This is a genomic window from Clostridium senegalense JC122, assembly GCF_000285575.1.
Taxonomy (GTDB): Bacteria; Bacillota; Clostridia; order Clostridiales; family Clostridiaceae; genus Clostridium_J; species Clostridium_J senegalense.
Genome location: NZ_HE611051.1, coordinates 275,525 through 294,181 on the forward strand (window position 1 = coordinate 275,525; position 18,657 = coordinate 294,181).

Annotated in this window: 17 protein-coding genes; all 17 read right to left on the reverse strand. The window is 27.8% G+C overall.

Annotation, left to right across the window (positions count from 1 at the left end):
* Positions 1-3 precede the first annotated feature (3 nt).
* The 17 genes from CSGHG_RS09490 to CSGHG_RS21890 all read right to left on the reverse strand — a co-directional run bounded on the left by CSGHG_RS09490 (position 4) and on the right by CSGHG_RS21890 (position 18,533).
* Positions 4-1,101, reverse strand: a complete 1,098-nt coding sequence (locus CSGHG_RS09490; RefSeq protein ID WP_010294444.1) for a mandelate racemase/muconate lactonizing enzyme family protein — start codon at positions 1,099-1,101, stop codon at positions 4-6.
* Between the two features lie 194 nt (positions 1,102-1,295).
* Positions 1,296-1,577 (reverse strand): hypothetical protein, encoded by a 282-nt coding sequence (locus CSGHG_RS09495; protein WP_010294446.1) that lies wholly within the window; start codon positions 1,575-1,577, stop codon positions 1,296-1,298.
* A 217-nt stretch (positions 1,578-1,794) separates the two neighbouring features.
* Positions 1,795-3,189: a dipeptidase PepV gene (gene pepV, locus CSGHG_RS09500; protein WP_010294447.1), complete on the reverse strand. Its 1,395-nt coding sequence runs from the start codon at positions 3,187-3,189 to the stop codon at positions 1,795-1,797.
* Positions 3,190-3,389: 200 nt separating this feature from the next.
* Positions 3,390-3,896, reverse strand: coding sequence for a signal peptidase I (gene lepB / locus CSGHG_RS09505; protein WP_010294448.1), 507 nt, complete (start codon positions 3,894-3,896; stop codon positions 3,390-3,392).
* Positions 3,897-4,010: 114 nt separating this feature from the next.
* Positions 4,011-4,412, reverse strand: coding sequence for a signal peptidase I (gene lepB / locus CSGHG_RS20400; RefSeq protein WP_010294449.1), 402 nt, complete (start codon positions 4,410-4,412; stop codon positions 4,011-4,013).
* Positions 4,413-4,650: 238 nt separating this feature from the next.
* Positions 4,651-5,166: a signal peptidase I gene (gene lepB / locus CSGHG_RS09515; RefSeq protein WP_010294451.1), complete on the reverse strand. Its 516-nt coding sequence runs from the start codon at positions 5,164-5,166 to the stop codon at positions 4,651-4,653.
* Between the two features lie 152 nt (positions 5,167-5,318).
* Entirely contained in the window at positions 5,319-6,563 is a 1,245-nt protein-coding gene (gene purD / locus CSGHG_RS09520) for a phosphoribosylamine--glycine ligase (protein WP_010294453.1), read from the reverse strand.
* Between the two features lie 50 nt (positions 6,564-6,613).
* Entirely contained in the window at positions 6,614-8,116 is a 1,503-nt protein-coding gene (gene purH / locus CSGHG_RS09525; RefSeq protein WP_010294454.1) for a bifunctional phosphoribosylaminoimidazolecarboxamide formyltransferase/IMP cyclohydrolase, read from the reverse strand.
* A gap of 27 nt (positions 8,117-8,143) precedes the next feature.
* Complete coding sequence (purN, locus tag CSGHG_RS09530) at positions 8,144-8,755, reverse strand: phosphoribosylglycinamide formyltransferase (protein WP_010294455.1); 612 nt, start codon at positions 8,753-8,755, stop codon at positions 8,144-8,146.
* On the reverse strand, positions 8,743-9,741 hold the full coding sequence (gene purM, locus CSGHG_RS09535; protein ID WP_010294456.1) for a phosphoribosylformylglycinamidine cyclo-ligase: 999 nt from the start codon (positions 9,739-9,741) through the stop codon (positions 8,743-8,745). The genes purN and purM overlap by 13 nt, the downstream gene beginning before the upstream one ends.
* A 97-nt stretch (positions 9,742-9,838) precedes the next feature.
* Entirely contained in the window at positions 9,839-11,263 is a 1,425-nt protein-coding gene (purF, locus tag CSGHG_RS09540) for an amidophosphoribosyltransferase (RefSeq protein ID WP_010294457.1), read from the reverse strand.
* Positions 11,264-11,320: 57 nt separating this feature from the next.
* Positions 11,321-12,034 (reverse strand): phosphoribosylaminoimidazolesuccinocarboxamide synthase, encoded by a 714-nt coding sequence (gene purC, locus CSGHG_RS09545; RefSeq protein ID WP_010294461.1) that lies wholly within the window; start codon positions 12,032-12,034, stop codon positions 11,321-11,323.
* Positions 12,034-12,513: a 5-(carboxyamino)imidazole ribonucleotide mutase gene (gene purE, locus CSGHG_RS09550; RefSeq protein WP_010294463.1), complete on the reverse strand. Its 480-nt coding sequence runs from the start codon at positions 12,511-12,513 to the stop codon at positions 12,034-12,036. Before purE ends, purC begins: the two co-directional genes overlap by 1 nt.
* Positions 12,514-12,534: 21 nt before the next feature.
* Entirely contained in the window at positions 12,535-16,308 is a 3,774-nt protein-coding gene (locus CSGHG_RS09555) for a phosphoribosylformylglycinamidine synthase (RefSeq protein WP_010294466.1), read from the reverse strand.
* A 343-nt stretch (positions 16,309-16,651) separates the two neighbouring features.
* On the reverse strand, positions 16,652-17,392 hold the full coding sequence (locus CSGHG_RS09560; protein WP_010294467.1) for a hypothetical protein: 741 nt from the start codon (positions 17,390-17,392) through the stop codon (positions 16,652-16,654).
* Positions 17,393-17,521: 129 nt separating this feature from the next.
* Entirely contained in the window at positions 17,522-17,839 is a 318-nt protein-coding gene (locus tag CSGHG_RS09565) for a hypothetical protein (protein WP_010294469.1), read from the reverse strand.
* A gap of 220 nt (positions 17,840-18,059) precedes the next feature.
* Complete coding sequence (locus CSGHG_RS21890) at positions 18,060-18,533, reverse strand: DUF4358 domain-containing protein (protein WP_010294471.1); 474 nt, start codon at positions 18,531-18,533, stop codon at positions 18,060-18,062.
* Positions 18,534-18,657: the final 124 nt, after the last annotated feature.

The window sequence follows — 18,657 nt, forward strand, 5'->3', positions numbered from 1 at the left end:
CCTTTATTTTATTTCTTTCCATCCTTTTATTTCTTTAATTCCAAGACCTGGCTCATCATTTAATATTATTTTATTTTTCTCAAAAGTTGCTCCACCTACTATAGGATCTTCTTCAAATATAAGCATAGTATCTAAATCTGAGGTTATCATGTTATCTTTAGCCATCGCCATACTAGCAGCAGCAGTTATACCTATTTTACTTTCTATCATGCATCCCATCATGCACTTTATATCCATAGTCTCTGCCATATTATATATTTTTATTGCATTATGGATTCCTCCACTTTTCATAAGTTTTAAATTTATATAATCGCAAGTTCTATTTTTTATTACTCTAAAAGCTTCTGCACTAGAATATCCAAATACAGATTCATCAGCTAAAATCATAGTATCCACACTATCTTTAACTTTCTTTAAACCTTCTATATCCCAATATTTAACTGGTTGCTCTACAAAATCTATATCAAGTCCTATTTCTTCACATTTTTTTATTATTTTTATTGCTTCCTTTGCACTCCATGCACCACTACCATCTATTCTTATTCTTGCAGATTTTCTTATTGACTTTTTAATAGCCTGAAGAATTTCAATATCCCTTTCAAAACTTCCATACCCTAACTTAATTTTCAAATCTGTATAACCATTAAGCATAGCTTCTAATGAATTTTTGGCCATATTTTCAATAGAATCATTCATTATAGTTGTATCTGTTATAGTAACATTTGTATTTCCTCCTAAAAACTTATATAAAGGCTCATTATACTTCTTTCCTGCTAAATCATAAAGTGCTATATCTATGGCAGCCTTAGCACTTGGATTTCTTCTAATAACTTTTTCCATAGTAGTTATTATAGATTCTAAAGAGCTAATTTCCATACCCTTTATATAATCTTCTATATATCTTATAGCCCCAATTATAGAATTCTCTGTCTCTCCAGTAACCATTGGTGCTGGAGCTGCACTACCATAACCAACTTCTCCAGTATCAGTTATAATTTTTATAACAACTTCTTCTGAAGTTGTTATTTCTCTTGTTGGAAGCTTATACTTTCTTTTTAACGGTATATCTATTTTACCTATTTTTATTTCTTTTATTTTCATAATAAAAAACCTCACAATGAAATTTAATTTTTACTGTATAATACTATTTAAAATAGAGTCATATTATTCCAATTAAATGCTCATTATAAAGTTATTTTTAATCAATAAAATTAAATAAAAATAACTGAGTATACATATTAAGTATATCAGTATATTTATTTAACATTTTAAATTTTCAGACTCAAAATTCTATATTAAGTTATCTTTTGTAAAAAGAAAATTAAAATTAATGAACTTACAATAAATACATTCAAAATTAAAATTGCAGAACAAATACTAATTGATTTATTACTTATTATTTTAAATTCTTTATTTTTTAAAGCACCTTCAACATTATTGGATAGTTTTTTTAAACTGCTTAAAGAACTTATAAAGCTTATAGATATAAGACCAAAAGCTAATATTATTGAAGGGTTTTCTATAAACACTAATAAAATTATAGCAGTAATTAAAGATACCATAGATAAAAAAATCATAATACACTCCTAAATAATTATTAAATTTCTTTTAACTTATTAACAGTATATTTATATTATAACATCACCTTCCTATTTTATCCATATATTTTATAATATTTTTAAAAAATATTGAATTTTATAAAGATTTTATTTGTTTGCAAATTTATATTTTTATTTTTAAATTAAAAATAAACACCTAAGAAAAATTCTTAGGTGTTTTCCATTATTTTATTAATTATTTTGCTAATTCATATAATGCATGTGCATATATTTTTGAAATTCTTATTAATTCTTCTATATCTATATATTCATTTGGTTGATGAACTGTACTTGGCTGTCCTATGAATGTTGGTCCAAATGCTACTGTGTTAGGCATTTCTTTAGCATAAGTACCTCCTCCTATTGAAACAAATTTAGCTTCTTCGTCCATTTGTTCACTATAAGCTTTTGCTAATTTTTGAATTAATGGGTGATCTGTTTCAAAGTATAAAGGTTCTTGATGAGAGAAGTTTTCCATCATTATTCCTGTAGTTCCTAAAGTTGTACATAATGGAGTCATCATATCATCTAACGTTTTTGTAACTGGATATCTTAAGTTTAATGTAGTTGATCCACTTTTTCTATTTAAATTAATTTTTCCTAAATTAAATGACAATGTTCCTGATGGTTCATCTTCAAGATAAACTCCAAAGCTCTTTCCATCTACTTCCATACCAACTTTTTCATCAAAGAATTTAACATAATCAGATACTTCATCATCTCTTAAATCTAAAGTTGCTAAACATGTAACTAATTGCATTATAGCATTTTTTCCTTGTTCTGGTGTACTTCCATGTCCAGAAACTCCTATAGATTTAATAATTGCTTTATTACCTTCTATGTTAACTGTCATTTCATACTTTTTGTCTTTTGCAAAAGCTTCTACTGTATTTTTAACTTCTTCAGCATTTGCACAAGTTAAAACTGCTTCACAATAATCTGGAACCATATTTGCAGCATTTCCACCAACTATGCTTTCAATTATAACTTTACCCTCTTTGTCACATGGAACAAAATTTTTAACTAAATCAAATATTGTTATACCTTTTTCTCCATTTATTATTGGGAAATCAGCATCTGGCGTAAACGCTAATACTGGTGCTTTTTCTTTTTTTAAGTAATATGGAATGTCTTCCCCACCAGTTTCTTCGTTTGTTCCAAATATAACTCTTATTCTTTTTGACATTGGAAGATTTGAATCTTTTATTGCTTTTAATGCATATAGACAAGCAACAACCGGTCCTTTATCATCAGAAGTTCCTCTTCCATACATTTTTCCGTCATGTATCTCAGCAGCATATGGTGGATACATCCATCCATCTCCTTCTGGAACTAAATCTAAGTGTCCAAGAGATGCAACGTATTCTTCACCTTCTCCGATTTCTGCATATCCTGCATATCCATCAACATTAACTGTTTTAAAGCCTAACTTTTCTGACATTTTTAAAGCACATTGTAAAGCCTTATCTACATCTTCACCAAAAGGCATACCTGGTTTAGCTTCACCTTCCAAACTTCTTATTTTAACAAGTTCTGCTGTTGAGGCAATAATTTCATTACGCATAGCGTCAATTCTTTGATTAATATCCATATATACAACTTCCTTTCTTGGGAAATAATTTTTAACATTTTGTTAACTTATAATTTAATTATTGCACTTTTCATGAACAAACTCAATAATTAAATAAAAAATATTTTTATTTAATTGAAAAATTATTATTTTTTAAATTTATATTTATTTAAAATAAAAAATCCTTTAAAACACTTATATGTATTTTAAAGGATTTTTTATTATTTAAGTTTTCCCCATCTACTAAAAGGCCTTATTACAAATCTTGCCTTTCCTTGTATATCTTTATAATTTATGTAAGGATTATCCCAACTTCTTGCATCTAATGACGTAGCCCTATTATCCCCTGCAAAAAGATAACAATGTTCAGGAACATCAAAAATTCCAGTTTTATCACTATTATTAACCACATAAGGCTCTTCTAACTTCTTATTATTTATATACACAGTTCCATCATTTTTAAATTCAACATGATCATTTGGAAGCCCTACTACCCTTTTAACTAAATCTTCATCTCGTTCTTTTGATTTAAAAACTATTATTTCTCCTCTTTTAATTGATTTCTCACCATAAATTCTCGTACAAAATATAACATCATCTAATTGTATTGTTGGTAACATTGAACCTGTAGGAACTTTTATATTAAAAAAAATTAATTTGTTAGTTACCTCTGCTATTATTAATGCTATTAAAATTATCCCCAGCCATTCTTTTATAACCTTCTTCATACTTTCTCTCCTAACTATATTTAATAATTTTATTTTACATTATTTAAAGTTATCTGTTAAGAAACTCCATAATTAAAAGCTATATTAAAACTTAAATTTTAATATAGCTTTTAATTATTTATCTAATTTTCCCCATCTACTAAAAGGCATTATTACAAATTTAGCTCTTCCTTTTATATCTTTATAATTTATGTAAGGATTATCCCAACTTCTTGCATCTAATGATGTAGCCCTATTATCTCCTGCAAAAAGATAACAATGTTCAGGAACATCAAAAATTCCAGTCTTATCACTATTATTAACTACATAAGGCTCTTCTAACTTCTTATTATTTATATACACAGTTCCATCATTTTTAAATTCAACATGATCATTTGGAAGTCCTATTACTCTTTTAACCAAGTCATCTTTTAATTCTTTTGATTCAAAAACTATTATTTCTCCTCTTTTAATAGACTTTTCACCATAAATTTTTGTACAAAATATGGTATCATCTAACTGTATTGTTGGTAACATTGATCCAGTTGTTACTTTTATATTAAAAAAATAAATTTATTAGTTACCCCTGCTATTATTAATGCTACTATAATTATCCATAACCAATCTTTTATAAACTTCTTCATTTTCTCTCCTCCCCCTGCATTTATATGTATATTTTACATTATTTAAAGTTATCTGTTAAGAAAATTTATCGTTAACTATTAAAAATAAACAATAAAAAAGCTATACTAAAATTTTAATATAGCTTTCAATGTTAATTCAATTTTCCCCATCTGCTAAATGGACTTATTATAAACCTTGCTTTTCCTTTTATATCTTTATAATTTATATACGGATTATCCCAATATCTTGCATCCAATGAATTATTTCTATTGTCTCCACAAAATACATAACAATCTTCTGGAACATCAAAAATAGCTTCTTTGTCACTATTATAGACTACATAATCCTCTTCAATTAGTTTACCATTAATATACATAGTTCCATCAGCTTTTATTTCAATGTGATCACCTGGAAGACCTATAAGTCTTTTTATTAAATCTTCTTCCAATTCGTCTGATTTAAATACTATAATATCTCCTCTTTGAAGTGATTCCTGATTATAAATTCTAGTAACAAATATCTTATCACCAGGTTTTATAGTTGGATACATAGATTCTGTTGGTACATTAACATTAAAGAATATGAATCTGTTTACCAAAAATGCTAAAAAAACAGCACATAAAATTGGTATTCCCCAATCTTTAAAAAACTTTTCAAGTAATTCCAAGTATTTCACTCCTATCTATAATAATATGTATATATACTTTTAAAATCACTTTTTAATTATATCATAAAGAAATAACAAATTCTTTTTATTTAGATAATTTTCATATTAAAATAAAAAACACTATGAAACTCATAATGCTTTTTGTTCTAAATCTATTTTCCAATATCTTTTCTATAATATATACCATCAAAATGTATTTTATTTATGTTATCATAAGCTTTATATCTTGCTTCCTCTAATGTTTCTCCTATTGTGGTTACCCCTAATACTCTTCCACCATTAGTTACTAATTTTCCATTTTGCTCTTCTGCTCCTGCAAAAAAAGTTTTAGCTTTAACTTTGTTTACTCCTGTTATCTCAAAACCCTTTTCATATTTTATCGGATATCCCTTCGATGAAGCTATAACACAACAAGCATGCTGATTTTTGAATATAACTTTAGTACTTTTTAATTTTTTATCTATAGCACTATTTATTAGTTCTACTAAGTCACTTTCCATAAGCGGAAGTACTACTTGTGTTTCAGGGTCTCCCATTCTAACATTATATTCAAGTAAATATATGCCTTTTTTAGTTATCATAATTCCGAAAAAGATTATGCCAACATAATCTAACTTTTCTTTTTTTATCCCGTTTAGTGTTGGTATCATTATATGTTTTGTAAAATCTTTCAAAACTTCTTCATTACAATATGGGTTTGGAGCGATTGTGCCCATTCCCCCTGTATTAGGCCCTTTATTTCCATCATTTATAGCTTTATGATCTTTTGCAGATATAAAAGGTATTATCACTTCGCCATCTGTTATAGAAAGTATAGATGCTTCAACACCTTCTAAAAACTCCTCTATAACTAAACCTTCTCCAGCATTACCTAAAATTTTATCTTCCATAAAATCTTTTACTGCTTTTATTGCCTCTTCTCTTTTTTCTGCTATAACAACGCCTTTACCTGCTGCTAGACCATCTGCTTTTATAACCACTGGTAAGACACAATTCTCAACATAATTTAATGCTTCTTTTAAATTATAAAACTTACTATACTCTGCAGTTTTTACCCCATATTTTTTCATGAAATCTTTTGAAAATGCTTTACTACCTTCTAGTTGAGCTGCCTCTTTACTTGGTCCAAAAATCCTAAGACCTTTTTCTTTAAATTTATCTACTATTCCTTCACAAAGCTCTTTTTCTGGACCTACAACTGTTAGTTCAATATTATTAGTTTGCGCAAAATTTATTAGGTCATCTATATCGTCTATATCTATATTCTCGCATTTATTTTCAAAATAAGTTCCACCATTTCCTTTAGAACAATATATTTTTTCAACTATAGGATTTTGTGCCATCTTATGTGCTAATGCATGTTCTCTACCACCATTACCTACTAACAATATCTTCATGTTTCACTCTCCTAAACTTTAGTTAGTAACTATTTAATCTACTATTAAATTTAATGTTTAAAATGTCTTATTCCACTAAATACCATACTTATTCCATACTCATTACAGGCATCTATTGATTCTTGATCTCTTAACGACCCACCGGGCTGAATTATAGTTTTTATATTTGATTTTGCTATTTCATCTACGCAATCCCTAAATGGGAAAAATGCATCAGAAGCCAATACTGTAGCTCCTTCTCCTCTTTCAAGTGCTTGCTTTGTCGCCCATATTCGATTAACTTGTCCACCTGCTATACCTATAGCTTTTTTATCTTTAGATACAACTATGGCATTAGATTTTACATATTTGCAAACTTTCATCGCAAACATTAGCTCTTCCATTTCTTCATTACTTGGCTTTTCCTTTGTAACTACTTTTAAATCATCATACATTTTTTTATCTAATTCTTGAACCAATAAACCACCATCTATAGATATAATTTCTTTTTTATCATTTGGCTTTGATGTACATTTTATAACCCTTAAATTTTTCTTTTCTTTTAAGATTGTGATAGCTTCTTCTGTAAAACCTGGAGCTATTACAATTTCTAAAAATGTCTTTATCATCTCTGTTGCTGTTTCTTTATCAATAGTCCTGTTTATTGCTACTATTCCTCCAAATATTGATACCGGATCACAACTATGTGCTTTTTTATAAGCATCTTCTACAGTATTTCCAATAGCCACTCCACATGGTGTATTATGTTTTAATCCACAACAAGCTATTTCTTCAAATTCATTTACAACTTTCCATGCAATATCCATATCTTTTATATTATTGTAAGATAGTTCTTTTCCATTTAATTTAATTATATTATTAAGCATTCCTAATCCATTAGTATTTTTATAAACTATTGCACTTTGATGACTATTTTCACCATATCTTAAATTATTTTCTTTTACATATGAAGCAGTAAAATAGTTTTCTTCATCATCTTCTTCAATTAAAAATTTGCATATTGCTGCATCATAAGCAGTAGTTAAATTAAATACTTTTGCTGCAAAATTTTTTCTTGTTTTATAATCTACATCACCATTTTCATTAATTTGCTTTATAACAGTTTCATAGTCTTTAATATCACTAACAACAAGAACATCTTTAAAATTCTTTGCAGCACTTCTTAGCATACTTGGACCACCTATATCAATAAATTCTATTTTTTCTTCAAAAGCTAAATCTTCTTTAGCTTTTTCAAAGAACGGATATAAGTTTACACAAACTAAATCTATAGTTTCTATTTCTCTTTCTTTTAATGTGTCCATATGATTTTTATTATCTCTAATTGCCAGTATGCCACCATGTATATTAGGATGAAGGGTTTTAACTCTTCCATCTAACATCTCATCAGCTTTTGTTATTTCACAGACCTCTTTTACGTCTATATGATTTTCTTTTAAATATTTATAAGTTCCACCACTTGATATTATTTCAACATTGTTCTTTTGAAGAAATTTTACAAATTCTAATATATTTGTTTTATCAAATACACTTATTAATGCTCTTTTTATCATCAATATCACCCTTTAATTTTTATAGTTTTAGCTTACTATAACTTTTCGTTTATCTATTTTAATTCTTCCTTCACTTATAAGTTTTATAGCTTCTGGAAGAGCCTTATGTTCAACTTTCAAAACTTCTTGTTGTAATTCCTTTGCACTGTAAGTACTTTTAACGTCTATTACTTTTTGAATTATTATAGATCCTGTATCTGTTCCATGATCTACAAAATGAACTGTACATCCACTTACCTTTACACCATATTCAATTACTGCTTCATGAACTTTTAATCCATACATACCTTTTCCACAAAAACTTGGTATCAATGATGGATGTATGTTTATAATTCTATTCCTAAATTCATCTATTATATTTTCCTTTAATATAGAAGTAAAACCTGCTAATACTATTAAATCTACCTTTCCTTTTAGATATTTCAATATGCTGTAACTTAGGTCTTCTTTTAGTTCATTTTTGTCAAATACCATAGTTTTTATATTGTTTTCTTTTGCTCGTTTTAAGCCAAATACATCTTTTTTATCACTAATTACATATTCAATGGTACAGTTTTTCAAGTATCCATCTTTAATATTGTCAATTATACTTTGTAGATTAGTTCCACTTCCAGATATTAAAACTGCTATTTTAAACAAATGCCTTCCCCTCCTGATACAACTTTTCCTATTTTATATGCTTTTTCCCCTAACTTATCTAAAGTTTCTATAATCTTTGTTGCATCATTATCATCTACAGCTAATACCATTCCTACTCCCATGTTATATGTGTTAAACATATGGTTTTCATCTACACCTTTTTCCATTAAATATTTGAATATTTCTGGAATTTCAAAAGAATTCTTCTCTATTTCAGCAGTTAAATCACCTTTAAACATCCTTGGAATATTTTCATAAAATCCACCACCAGTTATATGTGCCATACCATGTATTTCAAATCTTTTCATAATCTCCATAACTGATTTTACATATATTTTTGTTGGAGTTAAAAGAATTTCCCCTAAAGTTTTATCACCTAATTTTTCATCATATTTTTTTATTAGCTTTCTTACAAGAGAATAACCATTACTATGAACTCCTGAAGATGCAATTCCTATTAGTGCATCCCCTTCTTTTATTTTACTTCCATCTATAATATCTTTTTTATCTACAATTCCAACTGCAAATCCTGCTAAATCATAATCCCCATCTTTATACATCCCTGGCATTTCAGCAGTTTCTCCACCTATAAGTGCTGCACTTGATTGTATGCATCCATTTGAAACTCCTTTGACTATGTCAGCAGCAATATTGGAATCTAATTTTCCACAGGCTATATAGTCTAAGAAAAATATTGGTTTTGCGCCATGACACAAAATATCATTAACACACATAGCCACACAGTCTATACCAATAGTATCAAACTTATTTAAGCTTATTGCAATTTCAAGTTTAGTTCCTACTCCATCTGTGCCCGAAACTAATACTGGATTTTCATAACCACATCCTATTTCAAACATACCAGCAAAGCTACCTAACCCATTTAAAACTCCACTTGTCATAGTTTTTTTAGTATACTCTTTCATAAGCTGAACAGCTTTGTAACCTTCTTCTATATTGACCCCTGCATCTTTATAAGTTATCATTCTCCCCATTCCTCTCTTTCACCAAATGTATGTAATTTTTAGTGGATAGCTATTTCTGTTTTTTAATTCAACTATCCACTATACAAAATTATAAGTTTTATTCTTCAAATTTTATTGGTGCTGATATTGGATATTCACCTTGGAAACATCCCATACAAAAATCCATATTTTCATCTAGACATTCTAAAAGTTTTTCCTTTGATAAATATCCCAAAGTATCTGCACCTATTATGTTGCAAATTTCCTCAACTCCCATGTTTGCACCTATAAGACCTCGTCTATATGGAGTATCTATACCTAAATAACATGGAAATTTAACTACTGGTGACGAAACCCTAAAATGTATCTCTTTAGCTCCTGCCTCTCTTAAAAGTTCAACTAATCTTTTACTTGTAGTTCCTCTTACTATAGAATCATCTATTAAGACAACCCTTTTTCCACTAACATTTTCTTTTAAAACATTAAGTTTTACATTTACAGCATTTTCTCTTTCTTCTTGAGTTGGGGATATGAATGTTCTTCCTACATATTTATTTTTTATAAGTCCTAATTCATAAGGAATTCCTGAAGCCTCCGAATATCCCATAGCTGCAGATATTCCTGAATCTGGAACAGCTACAACTATATCTGCTTCTACTGGGTTCTCCCTATATAATTCCTGACCAGCTTTAAATCTTGATTTATGGACACTTATTCCATCTATTTTAGAATCTGGCCTTGCAAAATATATATATTCAAATGAACATACTGCTTTTTTGCTTTTTTCTCCAAATTTTATACTTTTTAACCCCTCTTTATCTATTACTACAATTTCTCCAGCTTCTACATCTCTAATAAACTCAGCACCAGTTGCATCTAAGGCACAGCTCTCTGATGCTAAAACATAAGAATCTTTTATTTTTCCAATACATAATGGTCTTATTCCATAGGGATCCCTAACCCCTATAAGTTCATTCTCTGTAAGAATAGTTATTGCAAAGGAACCCTTTATTGCTTGCATTGTATCAACAACTGCATTTAGAATTCCTTTTTTTGCACTTCTTGCTATAAGATATAATATAACTTCTGAATCTATTAAAGTTTGAAATATGCATCCTGAATCTTCTAAAAGTTCTCTTATTATATCTGCATTAGTCAGATTTCCATTATGTGCAATAGCTATATTTCCTAATTTAAACTCTCCAAGTATTGGCTGTGCATTTTTAATACAACTTCCACCTGCAGTAGAATACCTTACATGACCTATTGCACTATACCCAGTAAGTTTTGAAAGAATCTCTTTATTAAATACTTCTGAAACTAATCCCATGTCTTTATGAGAATGCATTTTTTCACCATCAAAACTTACTATTCCTGCACTTTCCTGACCTCTATGTTGGAGTGCATAAAGTCCATAATATGCTCTTTTTCCTACTTCTAATGGTTCTTCTCCTGTATTAAAAATTCCATACACACCACATTCATCTTTAAATTTATCCGGAGAAAAATTATTATAAATATACCCTTTTTTTAAATCTTCCATGTTTTACCACCCTTTGCCCTTTTATTAAAGATGCTTTCACTGCTACCAAAATATATACTATTTTTCCACCTGTGACATTCTATTTAATACTTCTGTATATCCCTCTACTAAATCACCAAGATTTCTTCTAAATCTATCTTTATCTAATTTCATACCTGTTGTCATATCCCAAAGTCTACATGTATCTGGAGATATTTCATCAGCTAAAAGAATTTTCCCATTAAATCTTCCAAATTCTAATTTGAAATCTACAAGTTTTATATTTTGTTTTTTATAAGATTCTTTTAAAATTTCATTTATCTTTCTTGCATTATCATATATTTCATTTAATTCATCAAAAGTTGTAATTCCCATAGCTACAGCATGATAATCATTCATAAGTGGATCTCCTAAATCATCATTTTTATAGCTTATTTCTAAAACAGTAGTTTTTAATTCACTACCTTCTTCTAAACCATATCTTTTTGCCATACTACCAGCTGCAACATTTCTTACTATTACTTCTACTGGAACTATTTCAACCTTTTTACAAAGTTGTTCTCTTTCATTTAATTTTTTTATAAAATGAGTATTTATACCTCTATTATTTAACATTTCAAACAACTTTGATGTTATGCTATTATTTAGAATTCCCTTTGAATTAATAGTTTCTTTTTTCTCACCATTAAATGCAGTAGCATCATCCTTGTAATATACAATTACTTCATCTTCTTTACCTGATGTAAATATTTTTTTCGCTTTTCCTTCATACATTAATTTTTTAGTTTCCATTATAATTCAACCCCGCCCTCATTTTCTTTTATAAAGTTTTTCTTCATATTTTTTCTATAATCAATTAACTTTTCTTTAATTTCAGGATATTTATTAGATAATATTTGTACTGCTAACATAGCTGCATTATAGCTATTATTTATACCAACTGTAGCTACTGGAATTCCCTTTGGCATTTGTACTATAGAATATAGTGCATCTAATCCATTTAGTTCTGCTTTTATAGGAACTCCTATAACTGGAATAACAGTTTTAGATGCTATAACTCCTGGCAAATGTGCAGCAAGACCAGCTCCTGCAATTACGCATTCACAACCATCTTCTTCTAACTGTTTCAAAACTTCTTCTAATTTTTCAGGCACTCTATGTGCAGAAAGAATATGTGCCTCAAAATTGATTTCAAATTCTCTTAAACATTTTGCAGCATTTCTCATAATTTCAGTATCTGATTTACTTCCAAATATAATTGCAACTTTCACAAATATACCTCCTAAAATCTATTATTTAAAATAGTGAACTCCGCTCTCAAAAATTTTCTGTTCATGATTTCCTATAACATTTTTTATAACATTTGTTCCTATTCTTTCACTATGACCCATTTTCCCAAATACTCTTCCATCTGGACTTGTTATGCCTTCAATTGCATATAATGAACCATTTGGGTTGAATTTTATATCATAAGTTGGATTTCCATTTAAATCAACATATTGTGTAGCAACTTGATCATTTTCAAATAAAGTTTTTATACCTTCCTCACTACCATAAAATCTTCCTTCACCATGTGATACTGGAATTGTATAAACATCTCCTACCTTTGTTTTACAAAGCCATGGTGAAGAATTTGAAACTATTTTAGTATTTACCATACAAGATATATGTCTTCCTATTGAATTATTAGTTAGTGTTTCACTGTTTTCATTTAAATCCGTTATTTCGCCATAAGTTACAAGACCAAGTTTAATAAGTGCTTGAAATCCATTGCAAATTCCTAACATCAATCCATCACGATTTTTCAATAACTCCATGACCTCATTTTTAATTTTGCTATTTCTAAATACTGTAGCTATAAACTTACCAGAACCATCAGGTTCATCCCCTGCACTAAATCCACCTGGTAACATAACTATTTGTGATGTTTTTATTTTTTTAGCTAAAATTTCTATAGATTCCTCTATATTTTTTGAAGTTAAATTTTTAAATACAACCTGTTCAACTTCTGCTCCCGCTTTTATAAATGCTCTTTCACAATCATACTCACAATTAGTTCCTGGGAATACAGGAATTACAACCTTTGGCTTTGCAACCTTTATTAAAGGTGACTTAATTTCTAACTTGTTTTTAACTTTATAATTTTCTATTTTTTTATTGTATATACTTTTATTTGTATAATCAGTTGGGAAAATTTCTTCTAATGGCATATTATAAATGCTTTCTATTTCATCTAAATTAACTATTTCATTGTTCCACTGTATGTTGTATTCCTTTGTTGTTTCCCCTAAAATAGTATAATCAATATTTTCTAGTTCTTTTTCCAAATTAACATTATCACTAATTTCTAATATAATAGTTCCATAATTTAATTTAGTAATTTCATTTAAATTTAGGCCTTTACTAAATTTAAATCCTATTTTATTTCCTAAAGCCATTTTAATTACTGCCTCTAATATACCCCCAAACTTTGATGTATAGGATGCTAAAACCAGTTCTTTGCCTATAAGTGAATGTATTTTTTCAAAATTAAGTTTTAATTTATCTGTATCTACAATTTCATGTTCATTCTTTTTAGCATTTATAGAAATTACCTTGCTATTAAACTTTTTAAATTCTTGAGTTACAACTTTATTAACATCCACTGTTGATACTGCAAAAGATATTAATGTTGGAGGCACATTTAAATCTTTAAAAGTTCCTGACATACTATCTTTTCCACCTATAGCTGGTATCTGAAAACTATGTTGTGCGTATAATGCTCCTAATAATGCTGAAAATGGCTTACCCCATTTTTCTTTATCACATCCCAGCTTTTCAAAATATTCTTGAAGTGATAATCTAACTTTTTTATAATCTCCACCTATAGCAACAATTTTTGCTAAACTTTCTATAACTGCATAAAACGCTCCATGGAATGGACTCCAAGATGATATATATGGATTAAATCCATGTGACATTATTGTACCTGTTGAAGTTTCTCCATTTAAAATTGGAAGTTTACATACCATTGCCTCATTGGGCGTTTGTTGATATCTGCCTCCGAAAGGCATAATTACTGTATTTCCTCCAATTGAAGAATCAAAATTTTCTATTAACCCCTTTTGTGAACATATATTTAAATTTCCAACCAAATCTTTTATTGTTTCTTCAAAAGTATTTTTCATAAAAATATTTTTTTCAAAATAATTTTCCGATTCCTTTGGTGCTATTGCTTTAACTTTATTAAAACTTTTTGCTCCATTAGTATCTAAGAAATCTCTTGAAATATTTAAAATTTCTTGACCATTAAAATTCATTACTATACGTTTTTCTTCTGTAACCTCTGCAACTGCTACAGCTTCTAAATTCTCATTTTGTGCATATTCTATAAATTTCTCCACATCTTTTTCACTAACAACTACTGCCATTCTTTCTTGTGATTCTGATATTGCAATTTCAGTTCCATTTAATCCTTCATATTTTTTAGGAACTAAATTTAAATTTATTTTTAATCCTGGAGCAAGCTCACCTATTGCAACAGAAACTCCTCCAGCTCCAAAATCATTACATCTTTTAATCATTGTTGTAACTTTTTTATTTCTAAATAATCTTTGAATTTTTCTCTCCGTTGGAGCATTTCCTTTCTGAACTTCAGCATTACAACTTTCAAGAGATTTTTCATTATGTTCTTTAGATGAACCTGCAGCACCACCAACCCCATCTCTTCCTGTTCTTCCACCTAATAGAATGATTTTATCTGTAGGCTGTGGGTTTGCTCTTATTACATTTTCATAAGGTGCTGCTGCTATAACTGCACCAACTTCCATTCTTTTTGCTTCATAACCATCATGGTACAATTCTTGTACATATCCTGTTGCTAACCCTATTTGATTTCCATAGCTGCTATATCCCTTTGCTGCTTCTTTTGTAATTTTTCTTTGTGGTAATTTTCCTTTTAATGTATTTTTTAAATCTTCCTTAGGATTTTTACATCCAGTAATCCTCATAGCCTGATATACATAACTTCTTCCTGAAAGCGGATCCCTTATAGCTCCACCTAGGCAAGTAGATGCTCCTCCAAAAGGTTCAATTTCTGTTGGATGATTGTGTGTTTCATTTTTAAACATCACTAAATATTTCTCATTTTTCCCATCAATATCTGCATCTATAATTATGCTACAAGCATTTATTTCTTCTGAAATATCTAAATCATCTAATTTTCCTATAGCTCTTAACTTTTTCATTCCAATTACGGCTATGTCCATAAGTGTCACAGCTTTATCTTTGTCTTTATATAACTCATTTCTATAATTATTATATATTTCTAAAGCTTCTTTTATAGGTTTTGAAAATTTACCCTCTTCAATTTCAATATCTGTTAATATTGTTTGAAATGTAGTATGTCTACAATGATCTGACCAATAAGTTTCTATAACTTTAACTTCCGTTATAGTAGGGTCTCTTCTTTCTTCATTTTTAAAATAATTTTGAACAAGCTTTAAATCCTCTAAAGTCATTGCTAAAGATTTTTCTTTTATAAAGCTTTCTAATTGCCCTTCTTCTAAATTTATAAATCCCTCTATAATTTCAACTGGTTTAATATCAATATTTTCTTCATTAAATTTGGCCATTTCATCCACTGATACTTCTCTAGAGTCCACAGTATTTATGTAGTATTTTTTCACTTTTTCTACGTCATTCTTACTAAGTAATCCTTCTAAAATAATTATTTTACTAGTTTTAACTTTTAGATCTTCTTTTTGAGTTAATATTTGAATACACTGCATAGCTGAGTCTGCCCTTTGATCATATTGGCCTGGAAGATATTCAACCCTAAATGAATTTTTATTTTCTATATTAATTTTTTCATATAAATTGTCTACATTTACTTCGCTTAAAATAAACTCTTTAACTAATTCACATTCATGACTATTTATTCCCTTTATATCATATCTATTTATGACTTTTACATCTTTTAAATTATTCAGCTTAAGATTTACAGTAAAATCTCTTAACATTCCCTGTGATTCCAAATTAAAATTCGGTTTTTTCTCAACATAAATAGTAAAAATTTGATTTTGCATAACTTTTCCCCCTAAGCCATTCTTTAATACGAACATTATTTTTATTTTTTTATAATAATTCGATATTGTTATTATAACATAGTTTTTCTTTTTTAAAAGTACTTTTTTAAAAATATTTTTATTTTTGTTCGACATAATACGTATATTGTTTTTATTTATTCTTTTTATTGTACGTTTGTTTGAATTTTATAAATATTAAATTTGTATTTCAAATATAGTTAGCTTTAATTTTGATTTTAGACTATATTCTAAAAAACATATAAAAAAGCATTTTTAAATATCTTTTTAAATATTTAAAAACGCCCTAATATAAATTTCTTTAACTTTATTATATTTTATTTAATTATATATATAAATAAAAAACTGCTATTATCATTATTATTAAGAAAATAACCACTGATATAAATATTTTATCTATTTTTCTAGAAGGCGTATGTCCAAACTCTTTTCCACTTTGACCATTAAATATACAATAGTAAGTTTTCATATTATAGGAATACTTGCATACCCAAACTGGTACTAATACTTTATAAAATTCCTCATCAATTATTTCATGTGATTTTACTTTATAAAATTTTTTCTTCATTTCTTTAGTATTCTGTTTCAAGAGTTTTTTATTAATAACATCTTCTAATTTTTTCATAACTGCACCTTTATAATGATTTATACAATCATCATATACTTGAATAAATTTTTCTTTTGGTGCATCTTTCGTCTCATCTCCGCTTATATGCATTTTAGAAAAATCATAAGGTGATATTTGATCCATATCATATCTAGGTATCACTTGAGATGCAAAAAGAGAATAATCTTTTATATAAAACATTTCATTATCATCAATTATAGTGCTCATTCCCCTTCGAATTTTATATCTTTTTTGCACTCTTATAGTGTAATCTAATTGAATTTTTAAATTGCATACGTAACAAGGCATATAGTATGGTCTTACACTCATTAATCTTATTTCTTTTGTGAAATTTTTAGGAATATGCCTCCTACTTTCTATCCACTTATAAAAATATTGCTTTATAATCTCTTCATTCTCTAGTTTAAAATCAACAATGTATACTTCTTCTTTTTTCATTCTTTTCATCCTTATATCTTAATATATGTCTCATTTCTATAAACTAGTCCACTATCTAATATTCGTAATTTTCAGCAAAATCTTTATAAAAAAAGTGAATATCTTAAATTTTATAATTTAAGACATTCACTATATATTACTATCTTTTTCTTTTTCAAATGCTTCTTTTATGTCATTACCTATAAGTTCTAAAATTCTATCTATCAATTCTATTATCTCTTTATCATCATCTTCCTTTACGCCACTTTCCATTATTAATGTAGGAGCACAAGAACAACATTTTCTTGTAAGTAATATAACTTTAGTATATACATCATGGTTAATTAAATCATCAAATGTAATATTCTGTTTATCCATTGAAACTAATATCCCCATAAGTCCATTATGAACTTTTACGTCTATCCCATTATATCTTATTGCTTTTAGTTCTGCCTTTACAACTTTCATCTTTGTAACCTCTTTTCATTTTTATATTTATTGCTATATTCATATATATTATTACATAAAAATTTTAATTAATAAAATTTATGAAATCTTCCTTATATACTTTTATACTTTTATAAATAGATTCTTAATTTTTTTACCATTAATCAAATTACACGTAAAAAAGGGAGCATATCGCTCTTCTAACCTTAAGTTAGTTTTGCAACAGCCCCTTTATATAATATTATTTTAATTGTGAATCTATTATTTTTTCTATTTTTTCACTTTCTTCATCTACTATAAAAATCACATAATTTCCTACAACTTTTATTTTTGCATTTTTTACTAATTCATGTTGATCCGGTAGATATTGAGACCACTGTTTGTCTAAATCCTCTTGTCTTTTTTCTACACCATTTTTTATAGCTTCAACCTTTGATTCATCTTTTACTTTAATTATTGTAATTTCTGATGCTGAAACATTCATCATTGCCTTCTTTATTATATATTCTTCTACATCTTCATCCTTTATATAATATTGAGCATTTAAAATATCTCCACTTTGAAAGTTTTCCATAGGTCTAAACTCTACTTCTTTTTCAACAGCCGCCATTATATCAGCTACAGGTATATTTTTAACTTCTTTTTTTGACTTACCACATCCAATTAATGATAAACACATTATAACAATTAACATAAAGGTGATTACTTTTTTCATTTTAATATTCCTCCTCATATTTTCATCTACTATTACTACGTATTATTCTATAAAAAAGTTCAAAAAATACTAATTTATTTTCATAAAACTTTAATAAAAAATGAAAACTCTTATAAACAAAAAT

What these genes read in the sequence shown, in the direction of transcription:
- purH (WP_010294454.1), bottom strand. Translation starts at nt 8,116, where the DNA reads ATGATAAAAAGAGCATTAATAAGTGTATTTGATAAAACAAATATATTA.
- purC (WP_010294461.1), bottom strand. Translation starts at nt 12,034, where the DNA reads ATGGAAACTAAAAAATTAATGTATGAAGGAAAAGCGAAAAAAATATTT.
- CSGHG_RS09560 (WP_010294467.1), bottom strand. Translation starts at nt 17,392, where the DNA reads ATGAAAAAAGAAGAAGTATACATTGTTGATTTTAAACTAGAGAATGAA.
- purM (WP_010294456.1), bottom strand. Translation starts at nt 9,741, where the DNA reads ATGATAACTTATAAAGATGCAGGGGTCAATATAGAAGAAGGTTACAAA.
- purF (WP_010294457.1), bottom strand. Translation starts at nt 11,263, where the DNA reads ATGGAAGATTTAAAAAAAGGGTATATTTATAATAATTTTTCTCCGGAT.
- lepB (WP_010294449.1), bottom strand. Translation starts at nt 4,412, where the DNA reads ATGTTACCAACAATACAGTTAGATGATACCATATTTTGTACAAAAATT.
- purD (WP_010294453.1), bottom strand. Translation starts at nt 6,563, where the DNA reads ATGAAGATATTGTTAGTAGGTAATGGTGGTAGAGAACATGCATTAGCA.
- lepB (WP_010294448.1), bottom strand. Translation starts at nt 3,896, where the DNA reads ATGAAGAAGGTTATAAAAGAATGGCTGGGGATAATTTTAATAGCATTA.
- CSGHG_RS09495 (WP_010294446.1), bottom strand. Translation starts at nt 1,577, where the DNA reads ATGATTTTTTTATCTATGGTATCTTTAATTACTGCTATAATTTTATTA.
- pepV (WP_010294447.1), bottom strand. Translation starts at nt 3,189, where the DNA reads ATGGATATTAATCAAAGAATTGACGCTATGCGTAATGAAATTATTGCC.
- CSGHG_RS09565 (WP_010294469.1), bottom strand. Translation starts at nt 17,839, where the DNA reads ATGAAAGTTGTAAAGGCAGAACTAAAAGCAATAAGATATAATGGGATA.
- CSGHG_RS21890 (WP_010294471.1), bottom strand. Translation starts at nt 18,533, where the DNA reads ATGAAAAAAGTAATCACCTTTATGTTAATTGTTATAATGTGTTTATCA.
- CSGHG_RS09555 (WP_010294466.1), bottom strand. Translation starts at nt 16,308, where the DNA reads ATGCAAAATCAAATTTTTACTATTTATGTTGAGAAAAAACCGAATTTT.
- CSGHG_RS09490 (WP_010294444.1), bottom strand. Translation starts at nt 1,101, where the DNA reads ATGAAAATAAAAGAAATAAAAATAGGTAAAATAGATATACCGTTAAAA.